The 24,212-nt window shown below is 68.1% G+C and carries 17 protein-coding genes; 8 read left to right on the top strand and 9 right to left on the bottom strand.

The features are described from left to right. Positions 1–406: 406 nt before the first annotated feature. Both ABEA82_RS38440 and ABEA82_RS38435 read right to left on the bottom strand, forming a co-directional pair. Complete coding sequence (locus ABEA82_RS38440; RefSeq protein ID WP_345666402.1) at positions 407–574, bottom strand: hypothetical protein; 168 nt, start codon at positions 572–574, stop codon at positions 407–409. 378 nt (positions 575–952) lie between these two features. Continuing rightward, the gene (locus ABEA82_RS38435; RefSeq protein WP_345666401.1) at positions 953–1,222 is read right to left on the bottom strand and encodes a hypothetical protein; all 270 of its coding nucleotides are present in this window, start codon (positions 1,220–1,222) and stop codon (positions 953–955) included. 336 nt (positions 1,223–1,558) lie between these two features. Here ABEA82_RS38435 and ABEA82_RS38430 point away from each other — a divergent pair, with 336 nt between their 5' ends. Together ABEA82_RS38430 and ABEA82_RS38425 are read left to right on the top strand one after the other, a co-directional pair. Continuing rightward, positions 1,559–4,069, top strand: coding sequence for a helicase associated domain-containing protein (locus tag ABEA82_RS38430; RefSeq protein WP_425588599.1), 2,511 nt, complete (start codon positions 1,559–1,561; stop codon positions 4,067–4,069). 220 nt (positions 4,070–4,289) lie between these two features. After that, positions 4,290–7,442 (top strand): Helicase associated domain protein, encoded by a 3,153-nt coding sequence (locus ABEA82_RS38425; protein ID WP_345666399.1) that lies wholly within the window; start codon positions 4,290–4,292, stop codon positions 7,440–7,442. A gap of 33 nt (positions 7,443–7,475) precedes the next feature. On the opposite strand, the gene ABEA82_RS38420 is transcribed toward ABEA82_RS38425, so the two are convergent. The 5 genes from ABEA82_RS38420 to ABEA82_RS38400 form a co-directional block, all read right to left on the bottom strand. Further along, positions 7,476–9,158, bottom strand: a complete 1,683-nt coding sequence (locus ABEA82_RS38420) for an ADP-ribosylglycohydrolase family protein (RefSeq protein WP_345666405.1) — start codon at positions 9,156–9,158, stop codon at positions 7,476–7,478. A 17-nt stretch (positions 9,159–9,175) separates the two neighbouring features. Beyond that, positions 9,176–9,859: a DarT ssDNA thymidine ADP-ribosyltransferase family protein gene (locus tag ABEA82_RS38415; RefSeq protein ID WP_345666398.1), complete on the bottom strand. Its 684-nt coding sequence runs from the start codon at positions 9,857–9,859 to the stop codon at positions 9,176–9,178. Then, complete coding sequence (locus tag ABEA82_RS38410; RefSeq protein WP_345666397.1) at positions 9,856–11,211, bottom strand: 3'-5' exonuclease; 1,356 nt, start codon at positions 11,209–11,211, stop codon at positions 9,856–9,858. The genes ABEA82_RS38415 and ABEA82_RS38410 overlap by 4 nt, the downstream gene beginning before the upstream one ends. 826 nt (positions 11,212–12,037) lie before the next feature. Beyond that, positions 12,038–12,226 carry a hypothetical protein gene (locus ABEA82_RS38405; RefSeq protein ID WP_031050375.1) on the bottom strand — a complete coding sequence of 63 codons (189 nt, stop codon included), beginning with the start codon at positions 12,224–12,226 and terminating at the stop codon, positions 12,038–12,040. A gap of 235 nt (positions 12,227–12,461) precedes the next feature. Beyond that, a complete protein-coding gene (locus tag ABEA82_RS38400; RefSeq protein WP_345666396.1) occupies positions 12,462–13,058 on the bottom strand; it encodes an RNA polymerase sigma factor in 597 nt (198 codons plus the stop codon). Positions 13,059–13,168: 110 nt separating this feature from the next. Here ABEA82_RS38400 and ABEA82_RS38395 point away from each other — a divergent pair, with 110 nt between their 5' ends. The 6 genes from ABEA82_RS38395 (at position 13,169) to ABEA82_RS38370 (ending at position 20,450) form a co-directional block, all read left to right on the top strand. Then, the gene (locus tag ABEA82_RS38395) at positions 13,169–13,804 is read left to right on the top strand and encodes a hypothetical protein (protein WP_345666395.1); all 636 of its coding nucleotides are present in this window, start codon (positions 13,169–13,171) and stop codon (positions 13,802–13,804) included. Positions 13,805–14,219: 415 nt separating this feature from the next. Next, positions 14,220–15,659 (top strand): TniQ family protein, encoded by a 1,440-nt coding sequence (locus tag ABEA82_RS38390; protein WP_345666394.1) that lies wholly within the window; start codon positions 14,220–14,222, stop codon positions 15,657–15,659. A gap of 130 nt (positions 15,660–15,789) precedes the next feature. Next, the gene (locus ABEA82_RS38385; RefSeq protein WP_425588598.1) at positions 15,790–16,614 is read left to right on the top strand and encodes a TnsA-like heteromeric transposase endonuclease subunit; all 825 of its coding nucleotides are present in this window, start codon (positions 15,790–15,792) and stop codon (positions 16,612–16,614) included. Continuing rightward, positions 16,611–18,746: a transposase gene (locus ABEA82_RS38380; protein ID WP_345666393.1), complete on the top strand. Its 2,136-nt coding sequence runs from the start codon at positions 16,611–16,613 to the stop codon at positions 18,744–18,746. The genes ABEA82_RS38385 and ABEA82_RS38380 overlap by 4 nt, the downstream gene beginning before the upstream one ends. A gap of 83 nt (positions 18,747–18,829) precedes the next feature. Continuing rightward, a complete protein-coding gene (locus ABEA82_RS38375; protein WP_345666403.1) occupies positions 18,830–19,813 on the top strand; it encodes a TniB family NTP-binding protein in 984 nt (327 codons plus the stop codon). A gap of 7 nt (positions 19,814–19,820) precedes the next feature. Next, on the top strand, positions 19,821–20,450 hold the full coding sequence (locus ABEA82_RS38370) for a hypothetical protein (RefSeq protein ID WP_345666392.1): 630 nt from the start codon (positions 19,821–19,823) through the stop codon (positions 20,448–20,450). Between the two features lie 88 nt (positions 20,451–20,538). On the opposite strand, the gene ABEA82_RS38365 is transcribed toward ABEA82_RS38370, so the two are convergent. Next, entirely contained in the window at positions 20,539–21,231 is a 693-nt protein-coding gene (locus tag ABEA82_RS38365) for a hypothetical protein (protein ID WP_345666391.1), read from the bottom strand. An 18-nt stretch (positions 21,232–21,249) separates the two neighbouring features. After that, positions 21,250–23,817: a hypothetical protein gene (locus tag ABEA82_RS38360; protein ID WP_345666390.1), complete on the bottom strand. Its 2,568-nt coding sequence runs from the start codon at positions 23,815–23,817 to the stop codon at positions 21,250–21,252. Between the last annotated feature and the right edge of the window lie 395 nt (positions 23,818–24,212).

The following is a 24,212-nucleotide window of genomic DNA, read 5'->3' as shown; positions in this document are numbered from 1 at the left end:
GATGTTGACGGCCTGGTTGTAGTCGGGCAGCGCCACCGCGCAGTGGGTCCCATCGCGCTGCGCGCGATGCAAGCGAACCACCGTGCTGCGCACGGTGGTTGCGCTCCCGCTCCGCGGGAGCGCTAGCGGGATGCTTCGCATCCCGCTCATCCTGCATGCTGCGCAGCAGGATGATGCTCCGTTCGCTCCGCTCCCGGAACAGGGCTTGCGTCCCCCGGCTTTCGCTGCGCTTCAGCCGAGTCGGCGGTCCGCTGCGCTCCCCGCCTTTGTGGTCCTTCCGGCTGCGCCTGCAGGACCATTACGGCCCGCTGACGCGGGCCGGGGCTGGCTGCAGAGAGCTATGGTGGGTCCCGCGGCTCAACGGCCTGCGGTGACGGTCTGTCACCGCAGGCCGTCGGCATGGGTGTCAGCGTCTGCGGGCCCAGCTGGCACCGACTCCTGCTACATGCAAAGCCAGAGCTGTCAGCCCCAGCAGCATGACGTTCGTCGAAGAGAACGCATCGTTGGTACTGATGTCAGCCGCGTTGATCAAAAACGCAAAGAAGAACAGCACCGCCGCGACTATGCCAAGCATGACGAGCTCCTTTCACAAGGGGGTGAAGCCCGTATGCCCAGCTATCGCACCCGCAGACGCCAGGAAGTCAAGCCGGGCGTCTGGGGCGTGACCCAAGCGATAAGTCAGGCATGTGCGTGGTGTGGCCCTGCCGCTCGCCGTGGTGCGGCGTGGTGCGCAGGGCCGGCCGCGCTTGTGCTTTTGAAGGCGCTGGAGCCACAGGGAGGCTTGTGAGCAGCGCCGGTGAAGATGGCCAGGAGGGGGGATACCCACATCTGTCGGCTCCCGGGGGTCTGCCAGCTGGTCCGGGCGGTCGATGCCGCTCACATCAGGGCGCGCATCGTGTAGAGGGTGCGGATCCGGTGCAGCTGCCGCACGGCCCGCAGGGACTCGGTGCGATCAGTCGTGGATGCCTTGCCGGCCCGTGTACCCCCGTGCCTGTTGTTCGGCAGACTGGGGTCGTTGCTGTTTCGTTTGCCTGTGCTCTTGCTGCTGGGTGCGTCCTTCGAAGTCGCGTCGTACGGCTGCGCCTTGGTCTTCGATCAGCCCGGCGCTGTCCGGGAGGTCCAGGGCGGCGCCGCAGTGGTTGCACAGTTTCCCGTCTTCGGCGGGCGTGCCGCAGGCCTTGCAGAACCGGTTGCCTCCGTCGTTTCCGGTCTTCTGTGTCATGGCTCTCCCGTGATGGGGTGTAGGTGGTGCTTGCGGAGTACCCGGGGTTTCCGTGTTGATTCTCCAGCGTCTGCTTCATTCTGTGGTTGCGATAGACTCTGGAATTAAATGGGCATCGTTCTGTGAGTTCTGTGACCCGTTCGAGTGTGGCCGTCTGCGGGGTCTGCATCGGAGCGGCGATCCGGTGGCTCGGTCTGGGTGCTATAGCGGCTGGATCAACGACTAGTGAGCTACTGCTGGTTGGTTGGGTGTCGGTCGTGGGAGCTGTCGTCCAGCCTGCAGGAGAGGGGCACCGAAGTGACTGTGAGGGAAGTCCGTCCGCATCAGCGAGAAGCCGTGGACGCAGTGCTCCGGGCGCTCGAATTGCCTGCAAGATCTACTGTTCCCGAGCGGGGGCTGCGGACTCAGGTGGTCATGGCGACCGGATCGGGTAAGACCCTCGTCGCCGTGCGCAGCGCGGAGGAGTTGCAGGCGGGTCGTGTGCTGGTGCTGGTGCCGTCGCTGGACCTGCTCGCGCAGACTGAGGCTGCCTGGCGTGAGGGCGGGCGTGCGGGGCTGATGATCGGGGTCTCGTCTCTTCGGGGGCCGGAGGCGTCCTTCCCGAACACCACGGACGTGGACGAGCTGGTCTCCTGGGTGCGGCCGTACGACAAGGTCACCGTGTTCGCCACGTACGCCTCCCTTGGACTGGGCACCCTGGAACGGGCCCACGCCGCCGGCCTCCCGGGGTGGGCCCTGATCGTCGTGGACGAGGCGCACAGGGTTTCGGGCAGGATCGGCCGACCGTGGGCGGTCGTCCACGACAACACCCGCATCCCCGCCCTCCGCCGCCTCTACATGACCGCCACTCCCCGGTTGTGGCAGCTGGACGAGGACGCTGAACAGGGCGCGCCGGGCGAGCTGGTGGCCTCGATGGAAGATGACCCGGACGGCCCCTTCGGCAGCAGGTGTTTCACCCTGACGTTGTCGGAGGCGGTCGACAGGGGAATCTGTGCGCCGTACCAGGTGGTGTGCGTGGACATCACCGACAGCCAGCTCCAGGCTGCCATGCTGCTGGGTGCCGAGGGCCGGTCAGACCCGGTGCGCGGGGCCCGGCTCGCCGCGCTGCAGACGGCTCTGGTGAAGGCTTCGGCCGAGGATGGCTTCCGCAGGACGCTCGTCTTTCACCACATGGTGAAGGAGGCCGAGGCGTTCGCGGCCGGCCTTCCCGACGTCGCCGCGCAGCTGCGCGCCGCCGACCCGGAGCTGTACCCGGCCATCATCTGGGCCGACTGGCTGTGCGGTGAGCACAAGCCGCTCTACCGGCGCCGGGTCCTGGACGAGTTCTCCAGGGGAATCGCTGCTGACGGCAGGGTCGTGGAGAAGACGTTTCTCGGGTCCGTTCGCGTGCTCGGCGAAGGCATCGACACATCGCACTGTGACTCCGTTTACTTCGCCGACGTGCGCGGCTCCATGCCCGACCTCGTCCAGGCCGTCGGCCGGGCGCTGCGGATGCAGCCGGGTGAGGGGAAGGTCGCCTCGCTCGTGGTGCCGGTGCTGCTCGGGCCGGGTGAGACGGCGGACAACATGCTCACCTCACGGGCGTACGGCGGGTTGGCGAAGCTCTTGGAGGCGCTCAGAGCGCACGACACCCGGGTGGTGGAACAGCTCGCAGAGCAACAGGCACAAAGTCGTGTCCGAGGCGTTCAAAGCCGCAGCGGAGAGGAAGGCGAGGGGGTTGAGAGCGACCGGAGCGACCGACTGTCGGTGCCCGCTCGGGAGTTGCTGAAGTTCTCCACGCCGCGCGACCCCGCGCAACTGGCCGCGTTCATCAACCTGCGTGTCCTCAACCCCGAACACCAGCACTGGCGGCGCGGCGTCGAAGCCGCCACCCTGTACCACCGGATCCACGGAGACCTCAAGGTGCCGTTCACCTACCGCGTCCCCACCGGCGGCGCCCAGGAGGCGGAAGCCGAGGGGTGGCCGGCCTCTCTCGCCGCGTTCCCACTGGGGCAATGGATCGCCGACGCCAGGCGCTTCTACTCCTGCGGGGACATGGACGAAGACCGCATCGCACAGCTCGAGAAGCTCGGCATGATTTGGTCCCACTACGACGTCGCGTGGGAGGAAGGCCTCTCTGCAGCGCGCGGGTGGGCCGCCGAAGCGGGCCACCTCTTGGCGCCGCTGAACGCCACCTTCGAGGGTTACCGAGTGGGGATCTTTCTCAAGAACGCCAGGGCCGCCGCACGGAAGGCCTCGGAGATCGAACAACTGCATGCCGAAGGCCTGCCGGTTCAGTCAGCTGCCGGCGCCCTGCCGGAGGAACGGCGCTACCAGCTAGAGGAGATCGATCCGTCGTGGTGCCCGACCTGGCGAGTGGAGTGGCAGAGAGCGTTCCACCTGACCCGGCTGCACCTGGAGGCCGGCGGCGCGCTGCCGACCGAGCCAGGTGATGTCGTACGCCAGGGCGAGGACCTTGGGCGGTGGGTGCGGTCGGTGCGGCTCGGCTGGGACAAGCTCACGACCGTGCAGCAGTGGATGTGCGAACACATCCTTGGCATCACACCCGCGGGCGACGAGGAGAAACCCAAACCGCGGACCAGCCAGGCCGACAAATGGGCGATGCACTACGAGGCCGCCAAGCAGTACTACCAGCGTGAAGGACACCTGAAGGTGCCGCGTAAGCATGTCGAGACGATCGTCGTCGGCAGCGGGCACGGGGAGGCGGGTGACCGTGAGGACGGCGAGGGCCAAGAGGTACGACAGGTTCGGCTGGGGGCATGGATCAGCAACCAACGCTCGCGCGCGGCGACGCTGTCGGAGGACCGGCGCGAGCAGCTCTCCAACATCGGCATGCGCTGGGCATAGACGCATGCCAGCGGCCGGGATGGCAGAAAAGCGAGCCCGGTTGAGCGGCATTCCGTAACCGAGGTACATCCATGGAGGGTTATGTGTAGGGACGGGCGAGAGGGATCAGAGCTGGGGGAAGGCTGAGCTGTTGGTGCTAGGTGCTGGCGTATGGCGGGTGGCGCCGGTACACGGCGAGATGACGCAGTCGTTCCTGGGCAGGTTGGCAGCCAGGTACGGCATGGAGATCAAGGAGCTCCTGCCGGCCGTAGCCGATGCCGGTGGACTGTCGAACGTCATGGGCCGAGCACGACCGGACAGCGAGGTCTATCTCAGCCAAGAGGCCCGCGATCGCGTAGCAGTGCTATGCCGTGTCGCCCCTCACCACCTGCACAAGGCACTGCCAGCCTGGACTCAGGAGGAGCCGCGTCGCCGGTTTGCCACAGGCCCGGCGGCGCAGTTCCATCACACGCCGGAGAAGGTCCTGCCGTGGGGGCCGGCGTGCCCCGAATGCACGGTCAGACGGACTGGGCGGTTAGAGGACGTGCGCTTGTACCTGCAGCCCGGCCAGCGTGTGTGCGTCCTGCACCGCTCGTGGTTGATGCAGGTGCCCGGCACGGCAGGCTGTGTTGTGGCGCTGCCGGCGGGTGAGCTGTGGGTACAGGCGCACAAGCGGCATCGGAAGCTGTTGGGGCGCACTGCGGCGGCGGTGGGCGCCTTCGGGGTGGCTCAGGCGGTGACCGCGTCGTGGTGGCAGCGGATGTGGCGGCGTGAGCAGCTGTGGCCGGCGCGGCTGCGTGCGCTGTGGGACACGCAGGTGCTGTGGGAGACGTGGCAGGTGGTGGCGCGGGAGGCTGTGACGTATCCGGAGACCGTGGCCCTTGCCACGTTGCTCGCCGACGGCGCTTTTCGAAGACGCGTGGTGGCCGAGGCGCGTGGGGGCGTTCCGTTCCGGCTGGCTGATCTGCCGTCGTTGCCCAAAGTGGTCGCGCGCTGTCTGCGACGGCCCTGGCTTGCGGAGGAACTAGCGGCGCAGACGGCAGGCCCATTGTTCACATGGGCTCATCAGTGCGTGCGGGCGCACCGGGGCGGGCAGGCCGCGGAGCGGGAGATATGGGCGGTGGCCTCCGCCCATCGTCCGCGCCCGGTGGCAGACGAGCTCGCCGAGGCGGCCAGGCCCGCTGGGCGCAGCGCGGGGGCCAAGAGACGGCGAGGGCACAGCCAGCAAGCGGATAAGGCCTTCGCCACCGGTCTGTCCTACGCCCGCCGGTATCTGCAAGAGCACGGCAGTCTGGCTGTCCAGAAGGACACCGTGGTGGATTCCTTCCGGCTGGGCGAATGGCTGCACAACGTCAAGACCAGAGCCTGGGCACTGTCGCAGGAGCGTGTAGAGGCGCTGGAAGCTTTGGATGTGTGGTGGAACGTGCCCTGGGCGACGCAGTGGCAGCGCTCGTACTACCGGGCCCGTGATCATGCTGCGGTGCACGGGCCGCCGGATGCGGCCGCCGGCTTTCCCGGCACCCACATCCTCAACGGAGAGTGGCTGTATCTGCAGTGCAGCCACTACGACTCGCTCCATCGTGAACAGCAGCGTCTGCTGGCCGACATCGGGATCACCGCTGAGGTGGCCCGCACGGCCCGGCCCCGGCGGGCCAGCATGCAGGCCCGCTTCGAGGCGGCACTGACACACGCCAAGGCCTACGCCGCCGAACACGGGCACCTGGCGGTCTCGGGCAAGAGCGTGAGGTACCAGGGCTATCCGCTGGGAGCCTGGCTCACCAGCCAGCGCAACCGAGCACGGCGCGCCCCGAGCGCCACGAAGCGGTCCCTCGCACTCGATGCCATCGATCCATGGTGGAACCCGCCATGGCCACTGGCCTGGCAACGCGCCTACGCTCGTGTCCGCCGACTCGTGGAAAGCGATCAGCAGCTGGACGCGTCTGCCGGATTCCCGGGGATCGATGCCGAACTGGCTCGGTGGCTGTCACAGCAACATGCCGCTCCTGAGAACCTTCACCCCGACCAACGGCGCCTGCTGGCAGAGATCGGCGTGCTTGCGGAGAGCGAGAAGGCTCCGGCTGCCATAGGAGACGACCAGGCCGCGGATGCGGCCGGGACGACGCCGGATGCGGGCCTGGCCAGCGCCCGTTCCTTCGCCACGGCACACGGGCACCTGGCAGTGGCCTCCGACTACGTCCACAACGGATACCCCCTGGGCCGGTGGCTGGCCTCACAGCGCATGCAGGACAGCAGGCATGCCCGGTCGAGTAGAGGCCCGTGGCCGCGAGGGCAGCTGCTCACTGTCCTGGATCCCTGGTGGAATCCCTCTTGGCGCTTTTCCTGGCAGCGCTGCTACCGGCAGGCCCACGCCCTGTGGCGGGCAGGCAGGCTGCCTCTGCCCGGCACGTCCACCACTCATCATCAGCAGGACAAGGACCGGATCGATGAGGCGGACGAGGTAGCGGCGTGGCTGCGCCGCCAGTGCGCGCGCCACGATGTCCTCCAGCTTGAGCAGCAAAATCTCCTGGCGGACATCGGAATCACCGCCGCCACCGCCCGCATGATCACCGCCGTGGGCCGCCGCACGCCCATGGATCACGGGCTGGAGCACGCTCGCAGCTACGCCGGCGAACACGGCAGCCTCGCGATCACCGTAGAGAGCAGCCACCACGGCTTTCCCTTGGGCGGCTGGCTGATGCGCCAGCGGCACCGCGCCGCCCAAGGGCATATCGAGGCCGAACGGCTCACCGCTCTCAACGCCCTCGACCCGCACTGGAACCCGCCATGGCCCCTGGCCTGGCAACGCGCCTACCACCGAGCCCGCACCGCCACCGCGACCGTGAGTGACACCCTCACCGAGGCTGAACGCCGCTGGATCATCACCCAGACCCGGCTGTGGGACAGCCTCCACCCCCTCCAGCAGCAGCTCCTGACCCAGCTCGGCGCCGCCCCCGCCACCCTGCCGACAGCCATCACCACGGCACGCCGCTACCCACCGAGCAAAGGTCTCCCCCACGCCCGCAGCTACGCCGCCGAACACGGCCACCTCGCCGTCCCCACCCCCACCGAGCACGCGGGCTTCCCCCTGGGATCCTGGCTGCTGCAGCAGCGGCGCAAAGCCCGCTCAGGCCGGCTGTCCGCCCGCACCCTGCAAGAACTCACCACTCTGGACCCCTGGTGGAACCCGCCATGGCCCTTCGTCTGGCAACGGCACTACCACCAATGCCGCACCCTCCATGCCACAGGCCAGCCCCTCCCACCCGAACTACGGCGCTGGGCCCGCAAACAGACCACCCTGTGGGAACAGCTCCACCCTCACCAGCAAGGACTGCTGACAGCCGTCGGCCTACACGCACGTATGTTGCACTCGGAGCGGCGAGGCCATCTCGGCTGATAGGTGTCATGGACAGCTCGCTGGCCCGAACTGCTACTGATCGTCCTGGTGGTAGGCACGGGCAAGGAGCCCGGCGAACGCAGCAGCCCGCTCTACGCTGTATCGGCCGCCTCGGATCTGTTGAAGCAATGCACGGCCTACCTGTTCGGGAGTGAACCCGTTTCTTGCCAGCTCTTGAACGATCTCCTCAACAGGCGGCGGTGCGTGCCTATGGGCACGCTCACTCACGGCCTCCGGCGCTGTTCCGGCTAGGACAGGCCTTTGCTCGGCTGATGCAGCAGCCTGCAATGGAGCTTCGAAGAGGAGTTGCTGTTCTCTCGGAGCATCCCCAGCAGGCCGAGCATCCCCAGCAGGCCGGCCCCGCGGTTGTCTCACATCTCCTGGGAGCAGGTTCTCATCCAGTGGCCTGAGGTCAGGCCTGGCGCGAACCAGGATGCTCTGACCGAACGACAAGGTGCCCCACACGTATGTGGCCTGGTTGCTCGTCGCCGGCGGGTCCATCGGCGTCAGGGGCCCTAGACCAGCCAGTGCCGGCCCCATTGGCGTGTGGCCTACAAGGTCGAGCGTGGCCTTGGGAGGGCTCCAGCGGAGCAGATCAGGGTAGGCGAACGTGGCGGCCTCACGCCCTTGGGAAATGTCCCACATGCGGCGTGCCTCGGAGTCGATGACCTTGGCATCTTGCACGGTGCCAGGTGGAGGGCCTGCCGTGACGGCGCCTAGGAGTGCGCCAGCCATGGTGGCGATGGTGTCAGTGTCCGAGCCGAGAGTGTTAGCGGCGAGGAGCAGGCCGGCTTCTGGTGAGTCGGAGTAGGCGTGTGCGAGAACCGCGGCAAGCAGAGTTGTGACTGTGCCTGATCCGCGAGTCGCTTCGTTGAAGCCGCCCCACTGCTCCACCAAGGCCGCATAGGTCTCGGTGGTCAAGGGGGATGTGGGTTCGAAAGCTTCGAGTGCTGCGCGACATTCGTTGGCGACGGTGATCGCAGCTGAGCGGAAGTCGATGCCTGCGGCGTCACTCCATGTCGGCAGCCACAGATATGCAAGTTCGTCGTCCTTCGCAATGATGTCCGGTACTTGCTCGAGCCAGTCGATTGCGGGGCGCCACTGCTTGGGGCCAGGGAGTTCCATGGTGTCGAGGGCGTGGGCCAGCAGGACGGCGTGCAGAACCGCGCCGAGGATGCCTCGGGGGTGGCCGTGGGTGCTGACGGCGTTCCGTACGACGTCGCGGGTGATGTTGTCCCAGTTGGTGAGGTCCCGTGCGGACCAGACATGGGGCTGGATGCGCATAGCGGCCCCGTTGCCGCCGATGTCGACGTAGCGGGCGGCTTTGGTTGCGAAAATATTCTGGGACCACTTGGCTTCGACTCTCATCAAGCCGGTGGCTGCCGCTTTGGTCCCACGGCCGGCTCCGAGGGCGTAAGCCTGCCAGGCAACGACTTCGATCTTCGCGAAGGCCTCGGCATCGAATTCCCCGTCTCCGCGGATGGCGCGTGAAGTTGCCAGGCGCAGCTGGGTGTCGTCGGAGTACGCGCCTGCGGGAAGCGGCATGTCGCGTCCGTAGCGTCCTCCCACGCGCCTTTTCCAGGGGACTGTGGTGGTGACGTCATCCCGCCCGATGCGGCGACGTACGCCGGCGGTGTCGGTCAGTTCGGTGATGAAGCCGAGTGCGTCTCCGTACGCAGCCCACTGGGCCGAGGCGCGTACTGCCTCCCATTGCATGGCGCTCACCGTAGTCCTTACCTGCCGAACGTGACCGGGTCGACGATGATGTCGACCTCATCATGTCCGCTGACACTGACAATGGCCTCGGCCTTCGCTGCATCTTCGTCGGTGAGGACGTAGATGCGCTGCAGGTGTCGGGTGGCGACGGCCTGCGGGTAGAGCACTTCGGCCTGGGGATTGGTTGGGAGGTGGGGCGCTCGGTCCCAGCGCGGCATCGTCTTGTAGAAGCCTTTAGGGACACGGTCGGCGAAGAGGGCTTCGGCTCCGGGCAGCCCCTCGACGGGGGTGATGCCTTCGTAGCCCATGTTGCCTGGGGCGAACAGGACGTCGGGGTGCGTCATGATCACTGGATCGAAGCTGAGGACAGCCCAGAAAAGGTCTTCGTTCGCCCACCAGTCTTCGCTGCTGATGCGCAGGAAGCGGTGGTTGGGCTCGCTGATGCTGAGGTTCACGTACGACCAGTACTTGGGGTCCTCACGACGCCACTTGGTGTTCTCGTGGTAGATACTCTCGAGGTACTCGTCTTTGGCAAGAAGCGCCCGAGCCTTGCACAGCCGCTGCACGAGGATGCCGAGCAGACCACGGTTGGTGGTGAAGTGCACCACTTCGGTGATCTTCCGTTTCTGGATGAGCGTTCTGATTCCCTCGGCGTGTATGTCGCCGTCTGATGTGGGCGGGCTCGGCTCTGTGGTGGTCATACGGCCTTCACGTCATAGGTGTCCGGGTCCATGCAGGCGATGAGGTCGCTGGCCTCGGAGGGCTTGTAAGTGATGGTCAACGTCTTACGGGCCCGTCCAGCGGACATGGCCAGCAGGCGCAGGTGGGCGTCTCGTTCGCTGTCGCCGGGCTCGGTGGCGTGCGGCATGACCTCGCTGTTGAGGCCGACGATGATCACGTGGTCGAACTCCAGGCCCTTTGCGGAGTGCATGGTCGACAGCGCCACGTTCACCGGGCCGGTGGGCCATTCCCCGGTACGCGTGAGCGGGACCCAGGCCAGCCCGGCAGCATTCAGCCGTGCCTTGACCTCGCTAAACCAGCCCCCACCCTTGGCATGGAGGATGGCGACGGACTCGTCGTTTTCCGGGCCGAGGTCATTGAGGAACTGCACGACATGGTCCATCTGCTGGGTGAAGGTCCCCTGGACCAGCAAAGGCTTGTCGCCGTCCTCCCCACACGAGGAGAGATCCGGGATCGCGGCGTCGTCCGTGGTCTCTACATCGTGCAGCAAAGGGGCCGCGAAGGCAGCGATCTGCCGGGTGTTGCGGAAGTTCTTCGACAGCAGCTTGCTGTTGTGCGGCCCCACACTCAAGCCAACTTCAGCCCAGGTAAAGCGCTGGGGGTAGATGCGCTGAGCAGCGTCGAGGACGAACGTGAGGGTGTGCTCGTCGGTGACGTGGTTGAGGACCGCCCTGACCTGGTTGGCGGAGAAATCCTGGGCCTCGTCCACAACGACGACGTGGTACGGGTCGTCGGCACGCTTAGCCGCCATGGCGTTAGCCAGGTCAGACCAGTCCCAGGCCTGCTGCTCCTTCTTCCACTCCTGAAAAGGAACGACCACCTCGTCCAGCAGCCGACGACGCAGCGAGGCCGGCATGCGCGGGGAACGGCCACGGCCCTGCCGCTCGCACTCGATGTACTCGGCTAGGCGGTCCGGCATGAATCGGCCCAGGACATAGTCAACTTCAGAGCGTACAAAGTCCTCGGACAGGGGCAGGGCCGCGGCCAGGGCGTCCAGCTTTCCGTTGTGCTCGTGCTCCTGGAGGATCCGCTCGTAGGGCACGCGGTCGGTGGCCCACTTGGCGAAGGTGGAGATCGTCAGCTCGACGTCGTTGCCCTTGATCTGTTCCTTGGTCAGCTCCTCGATGTAGCCGCGCAGAGTCTTGTTGTAGGTGAGGACCAGGACGCGTACGGGGCCGTCGATGAAGCCGTCACGGCGGCGCCGCTGCCAGTACCGGACGGTGAACTTCAGCCGGTAGAGGGCGGTGGTGGTCTTGCCGCTGCCGGCGGCGCCCCGTACGACGAACACCCCCGGCTTGTGATTGGTGATCACCGTAAGCTGCTCGCTCGTCGGCTGCGTCGGCCTGAGAACCTTCATCCCGCCGTGTCCCCTCCCCCGAGATCCCCAAAAGTGAGGTCATATTAGAAGCGGCTCCGACCTGCCGCGTTGCAGATCTCATACCTTTTCCACCCACGCCGGAGGATGGCCGAAAATAACGGAACGTCAGTTCGTTCATGGCTGATTACGCGTCGCCGGTGGTCCTTCAGCGCGGCCGCTAGGTGTCGTACAGATGTCTGGGGCCGGACACTCGCCACTTGAGCCGCCCGGCTGATTGATGCGTTGTGAAGGTCGGAGCTGCGGAGCAGGGGCATTTCAGGCTCGCCCCTGCTCCGCTGCTACCGCTCTATGGGCAGCTCAGCCGGTTCCTCCGGCCGTGTAGTTGATGCAATCCAGTGGTGCGTACTGCGTTTCGTCGGCGCACAGGGTGCTCAGGCCGTGGATGCCGGTTTGGTTGAGGCACCCGCTCTGCGCCGCTGATAGGACGGGGCCTGGCTGTTGGCCAGCCCTGCGTATGAAGACTCGCAGCATGTGGCCGTGTGGGACGGTTCCTGCAAGCCGCTCCCGCCTTTGCTCGCCTTGCGTAGCTGCATAGGACCAGCGCTGCTGAAGCGACGGACGTCGCTTCAGTCCCCCGGTGGCTGGGTCCTGTGGCTGCCGTGGGCAAGGCGGTTCGGAGCGCGTCATGGATGTACGCCCTTTGTGCCGCTGCCGCAGCCGCTGCTGTTTCGAGGATGCCGCGCCAGTACAACGTGCTGTCCCCGTGAAAGCACGCGAAGATCCGGGCGACGGACCTAGCTAGTTGTGCGTGAGGCATGGGTCACCGGTCCTGTCCGATGAGGTGCATGCCGTCCTCGTTCTCCAGGACGCGGTTGATCCTGTCGATCATCGCGTCCCAGTCGGGGTCGGTGGGCACGACGTGGGCAGTGACTGCGTCGCTTTCCGCGAGGAAGTCGAGCATCCGCTGATGCGGACTGTCAGGCAGTGGCTCGGGAGGGTTGTCGAACATACAGGGTGTGTCCTTTCGGAGAGTCCATTCAGGGATGGGGTCTGGTGTTGAGCGTTGCCTCGCTCGGCACCAGACCCCGGGCGTGATGCGATGACCTTTCCTCTTCCTTGTCGTGGGGGTGTTGTCCCCCCGGGACCGGCTAGGTCCCGTCCCCGAAGCGCGGCGAGCGGTGCACCCGAAGTCGGTTGGCTGCCACGCCTCAGAGGCAGGAACCAGATGTCCTGCTGGCCGTTGGCTACTTGATGCCGCCGGCCTTCATGACGGCTGCCTTGAACCTTCGCGACACCGTCGCCTCGCTCACATCGAGGAGCTCCGCGACCTCGACGCCGCTGAGGCCCCAGAGCACCCGGTACTCCCAGACCTCGATCTCGGCTTCGTTCCCGATGGCGTTCTTGACTTCGTGGAGCAGCTCGACGAAGCGCACACTGGCCGCCGTGGGATCTGCGTCGCCACGCTGGGTCAGCCACGCTGTGTAGGCGTCGCCGACCTCCTCTACCGGCAGTTCGACCACCTTCTTCCGATAGACGTGGCTGATCAGCACGTTCCGCGCGGTCCTCATCGCGTACGCGATGGGGTTGCCGGTGAAGGTCTTGCCCTTGGCGATCACCCGGCACATGAGGACGTGCACTTCCTGGGTGAGGTCTTCCGCCTTGTACTGATCACGGGTCGCCCACAGGAAGTAGCGGTAGACCGACAGGTGGTACTCCTTGGCCAGCGCCGTGATCTGCGGGATCTGATCCGGACTGAGCCTCAGGGGGATGGAACTCGTCTCCTGGGGTGGATCACCTCCATGCTCGTCGCCGTCGTCGTTCGGCGTCTTGAAGGCCGCCATGTAGATCTCCATTCGTCGGGTACACCACTCAGCTCCACGCGGGCGGCGCCGAAACCTTGCACGGGCGGGGCGGGTGAAAGATTCGTGCGGCGTACGGAGTGGGGTGGGGCATGACGAAGAAGAACGACTCCGCCTCCGGCAGTAAGGCCGCGGCCAAGCGGCGGGCCGGCATGAAGGCCAGCAAGAAGCCGAAGGCCTCGGCGCAGGCCCCCGTGGGCGGGGAGGCGGCCTCCCCGTTCGGTCCGCCGACGCCGGGCGGCGGGGACCGACCACTGCCGGGCCATCCGCAGCCGGTCTCTCGCGGGCGGCTGCTGGCGCGTGTCACCGGTGCGGTCACCACTGGTGTCCAACTGATGCCTCACACCGAGGACTTGCACAGCGGGCTGCTGCTTGCGGGGCTGGTGCTGCTGAGCCTGGACGTGCTCATCGACGTGGGCCTGTCGGCGCTCGACGCCTCCGGGCGGCTGTGGCGGGTGCTGCGCAGCGTGCGGGCGTCGACGCGACGGGCCGCGGACGGCACCGTCATCGCCACCCTCCGGGTCGGAGCGCCCTGGCTGTCCGCCCGGCGCGGAGGCGGGCTGCGGATCACCGGACGGGTGGTGAGCTCCCTGCTGATCGCCGGCTCCACGATGATGGAGAAGTGGCACCACGAGCTGCTGGTGGCGGCGCTGACCACGCTCCTGGTCGACGTCATCTCCGAGAGTTTCACCCTGCTGACCGGCTACCTGCGCGCACGGCGGGACTGACGACCTCATGTCGCCCGGGCCCCGGGGCCCGGGCGGGAGTACACGAGATGATCAGGGACGCGACAGCCGTCAGGCCGACCATGATGGTCGGGCGCGGGTCTCGGTCCACGCTCTGGTGTCGCCGACTCCGCCCGGGTGATCAGGTTGGATCCGGTCACGCTGTGTGCGGCGGGGCGGCATCGGAATCGATCGCAAAGGCGAGCACGCCGACGATCGTTGCGAGCTGACCGTCCTCGCGCACGGCATCGTCGTAGCGGACGCAGGTGATGGGTTGATCACAGCGCTCGCAGGGAGCAGGCGGCGGCTCGGAAGTCGCCCATGGCAGGGATGCGGTACTCGCCGGGCGCGAATTGCCCTGCGGTGTCCGATGCCGCTGTCATGCAAGCCACGTTGTCACAAGAAGGACGAGGCCGAAGTGGTCCACTCTCCCGGGCAGCCCCACGAGGGCGACCCCAACCCCGGCGGGGTGTTCCGCACCGCTCCCGTCACAGGGGAGACGACGTCGTCCCTGATCTGCCGTATCGCGGGCCGCTATGGGATGGACGCGAAGGTGTTGCGGTCGTGCTGGCAGTGGCGCAACTACCCGCCAGGGCACGACGGCGGGGGCGCACGGGCCGACGCCGAGGTACTGCTGAACGCAGCCGGACGGCATCTCCTGGCAGGCCTGTGCGGTGTCGAAGAAGACATGCTGGCGCGGGCGTTGCCGTCCTGGGGACAGGAGGACGCCAAGCTGTCGGCCGGAAGGAACGGGGTGCCGGCGGCGGCCTGGCGGACCGGGGGCGCGGTCGCCGGGCCGGTCGCCTTCGGCTGCCGCCTGTGCGCCGCCCGGCGTACGGGGACGGCCGTGCGGGTGGTGCGGTACGCGCCGCGATGGGAGCGGGTGTGTGTCCGGCACGGGCGGTGGCTCCTGGACGCGGACGCCCACCAGCCTCTTGAGTATCTGGACGTGCGGGGTGTGCCGGAGGTGGCCGTAGCGCAGCGGCGGTGGACGGGGGTGGCGCGGCGGGCGGTACGGGCCGGAGTGGAGCCGGAGCGGGTGTTCGCGCTGGCGCACGCGGTGGTGGCCCGGTGGTGGGAGCAGGCCCTGCACTGGGAGCGCGAGGCAACCTGGCCGCAGCGGCTGCACCAGGTCGCGGGCGGCAACGCCGGAACAGAGCTGGAGCGGTGGCGGATCGTGGGTCGGGACGCCGTCGTCTTCCCCGAAGTGGTGGCCGTCGCCGACGCACTGCTGGACCCGGTCATGGCCGAGCTGGTGTGGAGGGACAGCGGGGCCGGGCGACCGCGACCGCTGCCCGCCGACGGGTCGTTCTGCCGCCGGCTGGGCGAGCGGGTCGGGCGGGGGTGGCTGGGGCCGCTGGCCGCTACCGACTACGGCGGCCCGCTGACCTCGTGGATGGGCGCGATCATCCGGATCCGCCGCGGCGCCGGAGGCCCGCCCGGCTACGGCAACGATCCGTGGTGGCTGAGGCAGGATCACCAGCCCGTCACCATGGCCGGACAGCTGCGTGTCCTGTCCAAGGAACGCAGCGCGCCCGGCTCGGGCACCACGTGGCGCTCTGCGGTGTCGGCCGAGCAGCGGGCGCTGATCACCAGCCTGGTCAACGACGCCGAAGAGCAGCTGACCCAGCTGCGCGGCGCCCAGTACGGCAAGACCGCCGACGCCGCGCAGCAGTTGCTGGGCAACCTCGGCCATGCCGCCACACTGATCGAGCAGGCCGTACGGGAGACCGCAGCAGGAGCACTCACGGCCGGGATGGCACTGGAGGATCTGGCACGCTGGGCCCGCCTGCCGGCCGATGTCCTCGCCGAAGCACTCGCCGACCACCACAACGAGCAGCAGGCAAAAGAGTGGTGAGCACGCATCAGGAAGCCGGCAGGCGTGCACGGGCCGTCGTCCGCCGGGGCGGTACCTCATCGCCCGGCACTCGTGATCAAAATCCGTGAAGCCGCCCGCCACGCAGGCACAACGGGCTTGACTGGGGCGCGTGGGCAGCAAGAACACAGCGGCCGCATCGGGCGGCCGCTCACAGCACATGCAGACGGATACCGGCTCCGAGTGGGAGGCGGTCTTCGTCGACCCCATCGGGCAGGTGGTGCAGCAGCGGTGGGCGGACGCGGTCCTCGCGGTGGCCTTCGAGGAGCTGGAGCCAGTGTCGGCGTTCCCGGTGGTGCCGGGGCGGCGGTGGGGGCCCGGCCAGTGGTGGTCGGCCACGACCGGCCGGCATGTGGCCTGCGGGTCGGCCGCGATGCGGGCGCAGCTGATGGTGCTGGACCGCGATCCTGAGGTGGTCGGCCTGGCCGGGCGGCCGGTCCGTCTGCTGTGGCGGGACGCGCGCGGCCAGGTGCGCTCGTGGGTACCGCAGCTCTTCGCCCGCCACCGCGACGGCACCGCTGTGCTGGCCGACTGCCCCAGCCACCCGGAGGCCGGCGGTGAACGGGCCCGGAAGGCCACGAAGGTCCTTGAGGCGGCGTGCGCGCAGGCCGGCTGGAGCTACCGGCGCCTTGAGCCGCTGGAGAAGACCCTGACGGCGAACCTGAATTGGCTGGCTGGCTACCGCCACCCCCGCAACGCCGGCCGTCCCCGTCTCGCGGCCGCCGTCCGTGAGGCGTTCGCACAGCCGCGGCCGCTGATCGAGGGCGCCGAAGCGGCGGGCGACCCGATCGAAGTCCTGCCCGTCGTCTTCCACTCCCTATGGCACGGAAAGCTGACGACAGACCTGGAGACGCCGCTGAACGAGCGGGTCCTCGTCAGCACCGGCGCCGACGGTGCGAACGGCCGCGGCGGCCCGGGCAGCGGGGACGGACGATGAGCGTTCGGCGTGGCGGGCGGCCGGTGCTGCAGGTGGGAGCGCACGTCCGTTTTCGTGACCGCGTCTGGCAGGTCATCGCTGTGGCGGGGCAGCAGGTCCACCTAGCAGGCGAGACAGGCGAAGACGAGACGGTCGTGGCCGGGCATCTGTTCGCCGACCCGTCCTTCTCCATCGTGGGCGCCGAGATGCCCCAGGCCGTGACGCAGTGGGGGCTGTTCGAAACCGCGCCCGAGGAGGCGCGGCGCAAGGCGCTGGCCTGGCAGCGGCACATCCGCGAGGTGGAGTCCGGCCTGCCCGGCGGGACGGACAGCGGCGGGGTGCCCCGGGCCGAGTACGATCCCGACCGGTTCACGCTCGCGCAGCGCGAGGAGGCCAAGGCCGCGGAGCTGACCGCGATCGGCTTCGGACCTGTCTCCCGGACCACGGTGCAGCGCATGCGCCTGGCCTACCGCAAGCAGGGCCTGTGGGGGCTGGTCGACCACCGCACCACCCGCCGGCCCGTGCCTACCGGGCGCACCGACGAACGCGTCATCGCCGCCATCGAGGAAGCGCTACGCCGCCAGCGCGGCCGCTCCAAAGGCACCGTCAAGGGCCTGATGCCCCTGGTCACGCAGATCCTTACCGACCGGCACGGCCGCGGCACAGTGACCGTCCCCTCCCAGGCCACCTTCTACCGGCTCGTCCACCAACTCGCCGGTCCCGCCGAACACCCCCACCGCCCCGCCCGCACTCTGCCCTCCCCGGCCGGCAGGCGGGCGTTCACTCCGACCGTGGCGCTGCGGCCGGGCGAGCAGGTGCAGGTCGACACCACGCGGCTGGATGTCCTGGCCGTCTTCGACGACGGCACCACCGGCCGGCCCGAACTCACGATCGCCGTAGATGTCGCCACCCGCGCCATCCTCGCCGCCGTCCTGCGCCCGGCCGGCACCAAGGCCGTGGATGCGGCCCTGCTGCTGGCGGAGATGGCCGTCCCGCACCCGGCCCACCCCTCCTGGCCCGACGCGCTGCGCCTCGCCCACACCCAACTCCCCCACCTGAAAAGGCTGATGAGCCTGGACGAACGCCTTCAGGGCGCCGCCGCCCGGCCGGTCGTGGTGCCCGAGACGATCGTCGTGGACCGGGGCAAGATCTACCTGTCCACGGCGTTCAGCGCCGCCTGCGAAACTCTCGGCATCAGCGTCCAGCCCACCCCGCCCCACGCCCCCGCCGCCAAAGGCATCGTCGAGCGCACCTTCGGCACCATCAACGCCCTGCTGTGCCAGCACCTGCCCGGCTACACCGGCTCCGACGTCACCCGCCGCGGACCGGATGCCGAAACCGAGGCCTGCTTCAGCGTCGCCCAGCTGCAGGACCTGCTGGACGAATGGCTGATCCACTACCACCACCGCCCCCACGAAGGCCTGCGCCACCCCACCCTGCCCAAGAAGGCCCTCACCCCGAACCAGATGTGGGCCGCGCTCATCGCCGTGGCCGGCCACGTGCCCCTCCCCCTCAGCGGCAGCGACTACCTCGAACTGCTGCCGGTGCGCTGGCAGGCCATCACCGAACGCGGCATCCGCGTCGACCACCGCACCTACGACCACGATGTCCTCTCCCCTTACCGCGGCCAGCCCTCCCCCGTCACGGCGCGCGGCGGCAAATGGGAAGTCCACACCAACCCCCACGACGCCCGCCAGGTCTGGATCCGCCTGCCCGACGGACACCTCACAGAGATCCCGTGGATCCACCGCGACCACATCCACCAGCCCTTCAACAGCGCCACCTGGCAGCACATCAAAACCATCACCGCCCGCCACAGCGACCGCGACACCCACGAGGCCGACCTCGCCGACGCCCTCGACCAGCTCATGCGCCGAACCCAGACCAGCACCGCCACCGCGGGCGAGCAACGCCTGATCACCCGCACCGCACCGCTGAAAACGCCCCCGCCTGCCGCCGATCACCGCACGCCCCACGCCCCGGGCCCTCAGGCCGACGGATGGGACGACGACAGTCTCGACGACCTCGACGACCTGCCTGACGACCCAGAGCAGGCTGATGGCGAGGAGGAAACCCTCGACAACGGCGACGCGCCCGTCCCGTACACCGGACTCGGCCTCTACGACCCCGCCCAGGAAGCCCTCAACTGGTGACCAGCCCCGCACACGACCACCACGCCACCACCGGCACCGAGGTACCACTGCCCGGCACGCACACGGCAGAGCCGGAGTGGCCGATCACCACCTGGCAGGGCTGGCAGCACTTCGCCACCACCCCGCCCCTCGCCCCGCCCCAGCCCGGCGACGCACCCCGCAGCACGGAAGAACGCCTCGCCTACCACTCCGCGTTCGTCACCGTCCGCACCCCTGCCATCGACACCCTCGCCACCCAGGTCCGCACCCTGATGCTGCTCGGCCGCCACCAGCAGAACACCGCCCGGCCCTCGCTGATCGTCACCGGGCCCGCAGCGGCCGGGAAAACGACCGCCCTCCTCGAGGTCGGGCGCACCTGCCACCTTGCCCACACCCGCAAGAACCCGGCCTCGCCCGGACGTGCCCATGAGCAGGTGCCGGTCGCGTACCTGCTGGTGCCGCCTGGCGCCACCGCGAAGACCCTCGCCATCGAATTCGCCCGCTACCTCGGCATCCCCGTCACCACCCGCATGACCCAGGCCCAGATCACCAGCGCCGTCTGCCACACCTACACCCAAGCTGGCGTCCGCCTGGTCCTCATCGACGAGATCCACCGCCTCAACCCCCGCACCACCACCGGTGCCGAAGCCGCTGACCTGCTCAAAGACCTCACCGAACGCATCAAAGCAACCTTCGTCTACACCGGCATCGACGTCGCCGCCACACCCCTGTTCAGCGGCATACGCGGCGCCCAACTCGCCGGCCGCGCCAGCCTCATCAACTGCGGCCCCCTCCCCGCCCGCCACGGAAACACCCGCCCCTTCACCGACCTCATCACCGACATGGAGAACGCCCTCGACCTCACCCAGCACACACCCGGCACACTCCCCCGCCACGCCTCCTACCTCCACCAGCGCACCGCCGGCCGCATCGGAAGCCTCGCCCGCCTCATCCGCCAAGCAGCCATCACCGCCATCTGCGACGGCACCGAACGCATCACCAAAAAGGCGCTCGAAACCATCCAGCTCGACCACCTCGCCGAAGAAGCAAACCGCCCCCGTACCCGCCAACCCGCCAGAACGGCATGATGCGGGCATGAAGACGACCACCGAGACGCCGGGCACCGACGAATTCGCTGCCCTCTGCCGGCAGGCCTGGAACACCCTGATCCCCGCCCGCGCCGGCTACCTCGCCGACGTCTCACCCCACTACGACGAGGTCCTCCACGACGTCGCGCAGCGCACCGAGCACACCGGCAGCCTCGGCAAGACGGACATCGCAGCCCTCGTCGTCTGGAAACGGCTCTCCGCGCAAACCCGCTGGGTGACAGACCTCATGTCCCTGCCCGACACCCACGTACGAGCCGTCACCGAGCGAGCCGTCACCGCCGTCCGCGACACCACCCTCACCCGCAGCGACGCCGCCCGCACCGGACGCAGCGTCATCTGGGAACTGCCCGGCTTCCGCACCGGCGACGCCCTCGCCTCAGCCATCCTGACCGCAGCAGCACCCCAGCGGATGGCCGTCTACGACCGCCGCGTCCAACACGCCCTCAACGGTCTCGGCCTCCCTCTCACCCCCGCACCGGGACGCTACGGCCGCTACCTCCAGCTCCTCGACGACCTCCTCCACCACGGCGGAGCACGCGCCGACGGCTGGACCACACGCGACATCGACACCGCCCTGTACTGGACCGGCAGACCTAACCCGGCACCAAGCCGCTGACCAGCACAACTGACACCGATCCTTTAGATGCCGGAAGCCCTCGGCACGGCAGGTGCCGCTCTGCCGACCGCTCTGCTGGGTGGCTTGGTCAGGACGGGCCGGGCTGGTCATCGGTGTCCGCGAGCAGGGGTGCGAATTGGTAGTGCCCGCGATAGGTGGCTCGGTTGACGATGTCGCGGGCCAGTTCCTGGTGTTCAGGAGAGGCGAGCCCGGCCAGCAGAACAGCGCGGATGTCGCTCTCCCTGATCCGTGGGGCGTAGTCGTACATGTCCAGCGTGGTGACCCATCGGTGCATCAGTTCCAGGACTGGCCCCAGGTAGTCGGTGGCTGCTTCGGCCAGGAAAGAGTAGATGCGCCGGTCACGGCCGAGGCTTCCGGTCATCTCAAGGGCAACGCTCAGCTGTTGCAGGCGCCAGGTGACCGGGAAGGCGTCATTGCGGACCAGCGGGCCGATCAGGGCGTGGATCTCCTTGGGTTGCGGTGCAGGTCCATGCGCGCTGTCGTCCCGAGCCGTCAGGCGCCAAGTCCACCACCGCATGATGCAGTCGCGGGTATCCGGTGACAGGTCGCGGTCATGGACGACCTCGCTCAAGAACGAAGCGAGCTGAACAGCAGCCACGGGTGAGGAGTACAGGTAGTCAGCCATGGTGCTCTCGTCGTCCAGTCCGAGCAGACCTGCCAGATAGATGGCCATGAGGTGATCACCCAGCCGCCGGTGCAAGTCCCGGTGCTCCTGACCGTTCGCTGCGGGTGTGCGTGCTGCGATGCGGTAGGTGTCCATGAGCATGCTCACGACGGACTAGGTGAGTGATGAGGCGGTGCTCAGGTAGGCCGTCCAGCTTGCACGGCCCAGCGCGGTGTCGGGGGTGAACAGGACCTCGATTCGGCGTCGCGTCCACGCCGGGTCGAGAGCATCGAGTCGGGTGATCAAGGATCCGACGGTCCGGCCGACGGGGCTGGCGCCCGGGGCAGCGGGCGTGCCGGCCGCGTCCAGCAGCAGGGTGTCCAAGGCGGTGAACAGCACCTGGAAGGCAGCGTCGTGTTCGCGACGCCACAGGGCCCACGCGACGGCGGCGCGCAAGGCTGTTTCCAAACTCTCGTCCCAAACAGACTGCTGGTCGTCGTCAAGGTCGTCTTGTGGTGACCTGGCGGCGCTCCAGACCGACTCGAGTACGTCCCACAGTGCGTCGCCGAGCAGGGTGGGGATCTGCTGGGTGTTCTGCAGTTCCAGTCCCGCCAGTACAAACCGGGCGACGGCCAGGTGCAGGGTGCCGGTGTCGGAAGTATGAGGGCGGCTGGTAGCCGACTGTACGAGCGGGAGGATGGTCGCCCAACTGAGTCGCTGACCGGTCTGAATAGCCGTACGGAATCCGTCGAGGACGGCGGCGAGGTGATCATCGGCCAACTCGGCGAACTGCCGGGCGTCCTCCTGGTAGATGAGGGCCTGGCTGGTCACGGCAGCCTGCAGCTGGCTGCAGAAGGCCTCGGCGTTCGTTCCGAACCGGGTCGGTGTGGGCTGGAACTGCCGAGCGTGACTGATCAGTTCGGTGGCGGTCATCGCGGCCAGGTTCTCCGGCGAGCCCTGCTCTTCGGATTCCGACCAGGCCAGGGGCTGGGGAATCGTGTCCAGCGACGGTGCCGGGCCGAGTTTCTCGAGCAACTCGTGGTAGTGCCGCAGCTGCTGTTCGGGCAGGACGTCGGCAAGTGCGGCGTAGCGGTCTCGCCGCCAAGCGCCCGCCCACTGCTCAACGTACTGCTCCGGCGGCTCGGCGCCACCGGAAGTGCTGCGGAACCGCTGCACGAACCGTTCAGTGTCCGGGCCGGCGTCGATGACAGCCAGCACCTGTTCGAGCACGGGCGAGCTCAGCGAGCTGGCGTGGGCGCGGGCCAGGAGTGCCCACTCACGGTGCGACGAGGCGGCGGCGATCTGGTCCCGGTCGGTCACGATGTTCTCCACCACGGCCGGGGCGTTGGCACCATGACGCTGGAGAATAAGGAGGCGCAGCCTGCGGAAGACCAGCCAAGGCTGGGACTCCAGGATGGGCAGGACAACGTGGATGTCTGTGGCCGCCAGGTGGTCGGCCGTGTCACGGACCGCCTCCGTGAGCAGTGCCCGGTCATCGGAGCGCATCCCCCCGTGGCCCGGGTCCAGCACCGGATACCACACGCTGGACAGATCTTCCCCGTTGGCTCGGTCAGGGTCCATTCCGGTGGCCAGGAGCGCGCTTGCCAGGCTGCCGGCCAGAGCCTCCAACCAGGCCGCCCCCAGGTGACGGGCCAAGGCGGCGTTGTGCGTGCGCAGGATCTCCTGGAGATCGTAGTCGTCGATCCGGCCATCGTCCTGTGCGGCCTGCAGGAGCGCGGCCATCACCGCCAGAGCCTGCTCGATGTGACCAGCCTGGGCACAGTGGACTGCGAGTTGGGCATAGCGGTCCGGGGCGATCAGGTAGGGGCCACCGATCGCCTCCACTGCCCGCGGCACCAGACGCGCCGCGTCCGCGGGGGGCAGCAGAAGTGCCACCTCCGCAAGATCGAGGTTGACCCGCGGGTTGTCCGTCGACGGGATCTCCTCGGCGATTGCCGCCACGCGTGCCGGGGCAACGCTGGTCATCCGCATCAGATACGTTGAGGCTGGCCAGGCGGGAAAGGCCACCGTGCGCTCTTCGTCGTCGGACTCCGGTGCCGGCGGCGTGCTGAAGAAGCCGTGCTCGTGCAGGTGCGGCAGCCACTGCGGGGCGTCGAGAAGTCCGAAGAAGCGTTCCTGGGTCAAGTAGTCCTGGGGGAAGGCTCCCAGGAGCAGCTTCACATGAGCCTTTCCTGGATTGCGGACGGCAGCCAGTGTCTCCAGACGCTGCAGAACGGTGACGTAGCGGGTCTCGAAGCGGTCGAGCACCACATCGAGCATGTTCTCCAGGTCGGCCAGGCGCATACGGACCGCTGCGTCCATCGGCGTCTGTTCCATACGGACCCTGTGCGCGTAGGTGTGCAGTTTCCTCGCTTCTGCCAGCCAGACGATGGCCGCGGGGTTGTCGGCTGGGATACCCAGCCAGTCCAGAACACCTTGTACTTCGAACACGTGCCGCTGCCCCGCGCCCGCGGTCGGATCGTTCCGGATGGCATCGGGCAGGAGGACCTCGCGGAGGGCGCTCTCCAGTTCCCGGAACAGGTGCGAGACCAGCATCCCGGTCGAACGCAGCGGCAGATTCTCATCCAGCAGGGCGCAGATATCGGCGTACCAGCCCGCGGGCCCGGGGCCGAACCGGCGCAGGCGACTCAGAATCCGCTGCTGCCTATCAAGGTCGACCGGACCGAAGTGTTGCCCGGACAACCGCTCCAGAGGAACCTCACGGTCCTGCGCCTGTGGCACCGGCGCCACCCCCTATCGGCCGGCCCAGGCCAGCACCCCGACCGGAGAGCTGACGTCCCAAGGACACGCCGGACTACACCCTGATCGTTCCACAGCCACCCCCGTCGCGCGGCCTCGATGACCGACCTACTCCCCGGCCCCACCCGCCAGCGGCCGGCCATCCCAACCACACAGCAAGCCCCTGACCAGCACGAACACGCACCGGTCCATTAGGTTCTAGAACCTATCCCCAACACCACACCCCCCTTATCAACAGACCCCCAACAAACGCAGATCAGAAGCCTCGTCACCACCGCCGGAGGGCCCCCAGAAGCACTCTTCCCCCTTCTCAAAGAATCACCAACACCACAGCTCACACCCCACCCACCACACCAACTACGAACCTCTCAATCACA

The organism is Streptomyces venetus (assembly GCF_039540295.1).
GTDB lineage: Bacteria > Actinomycetota > Actinomycetes > Streptomycetales > Streptomycetaceae > Streptomyces > Streptomyces venetus.
Note: the sequence above shows the minus strand (reverse complement) of the source record. Positions and strands in the feature narration are given on the sequence as shown.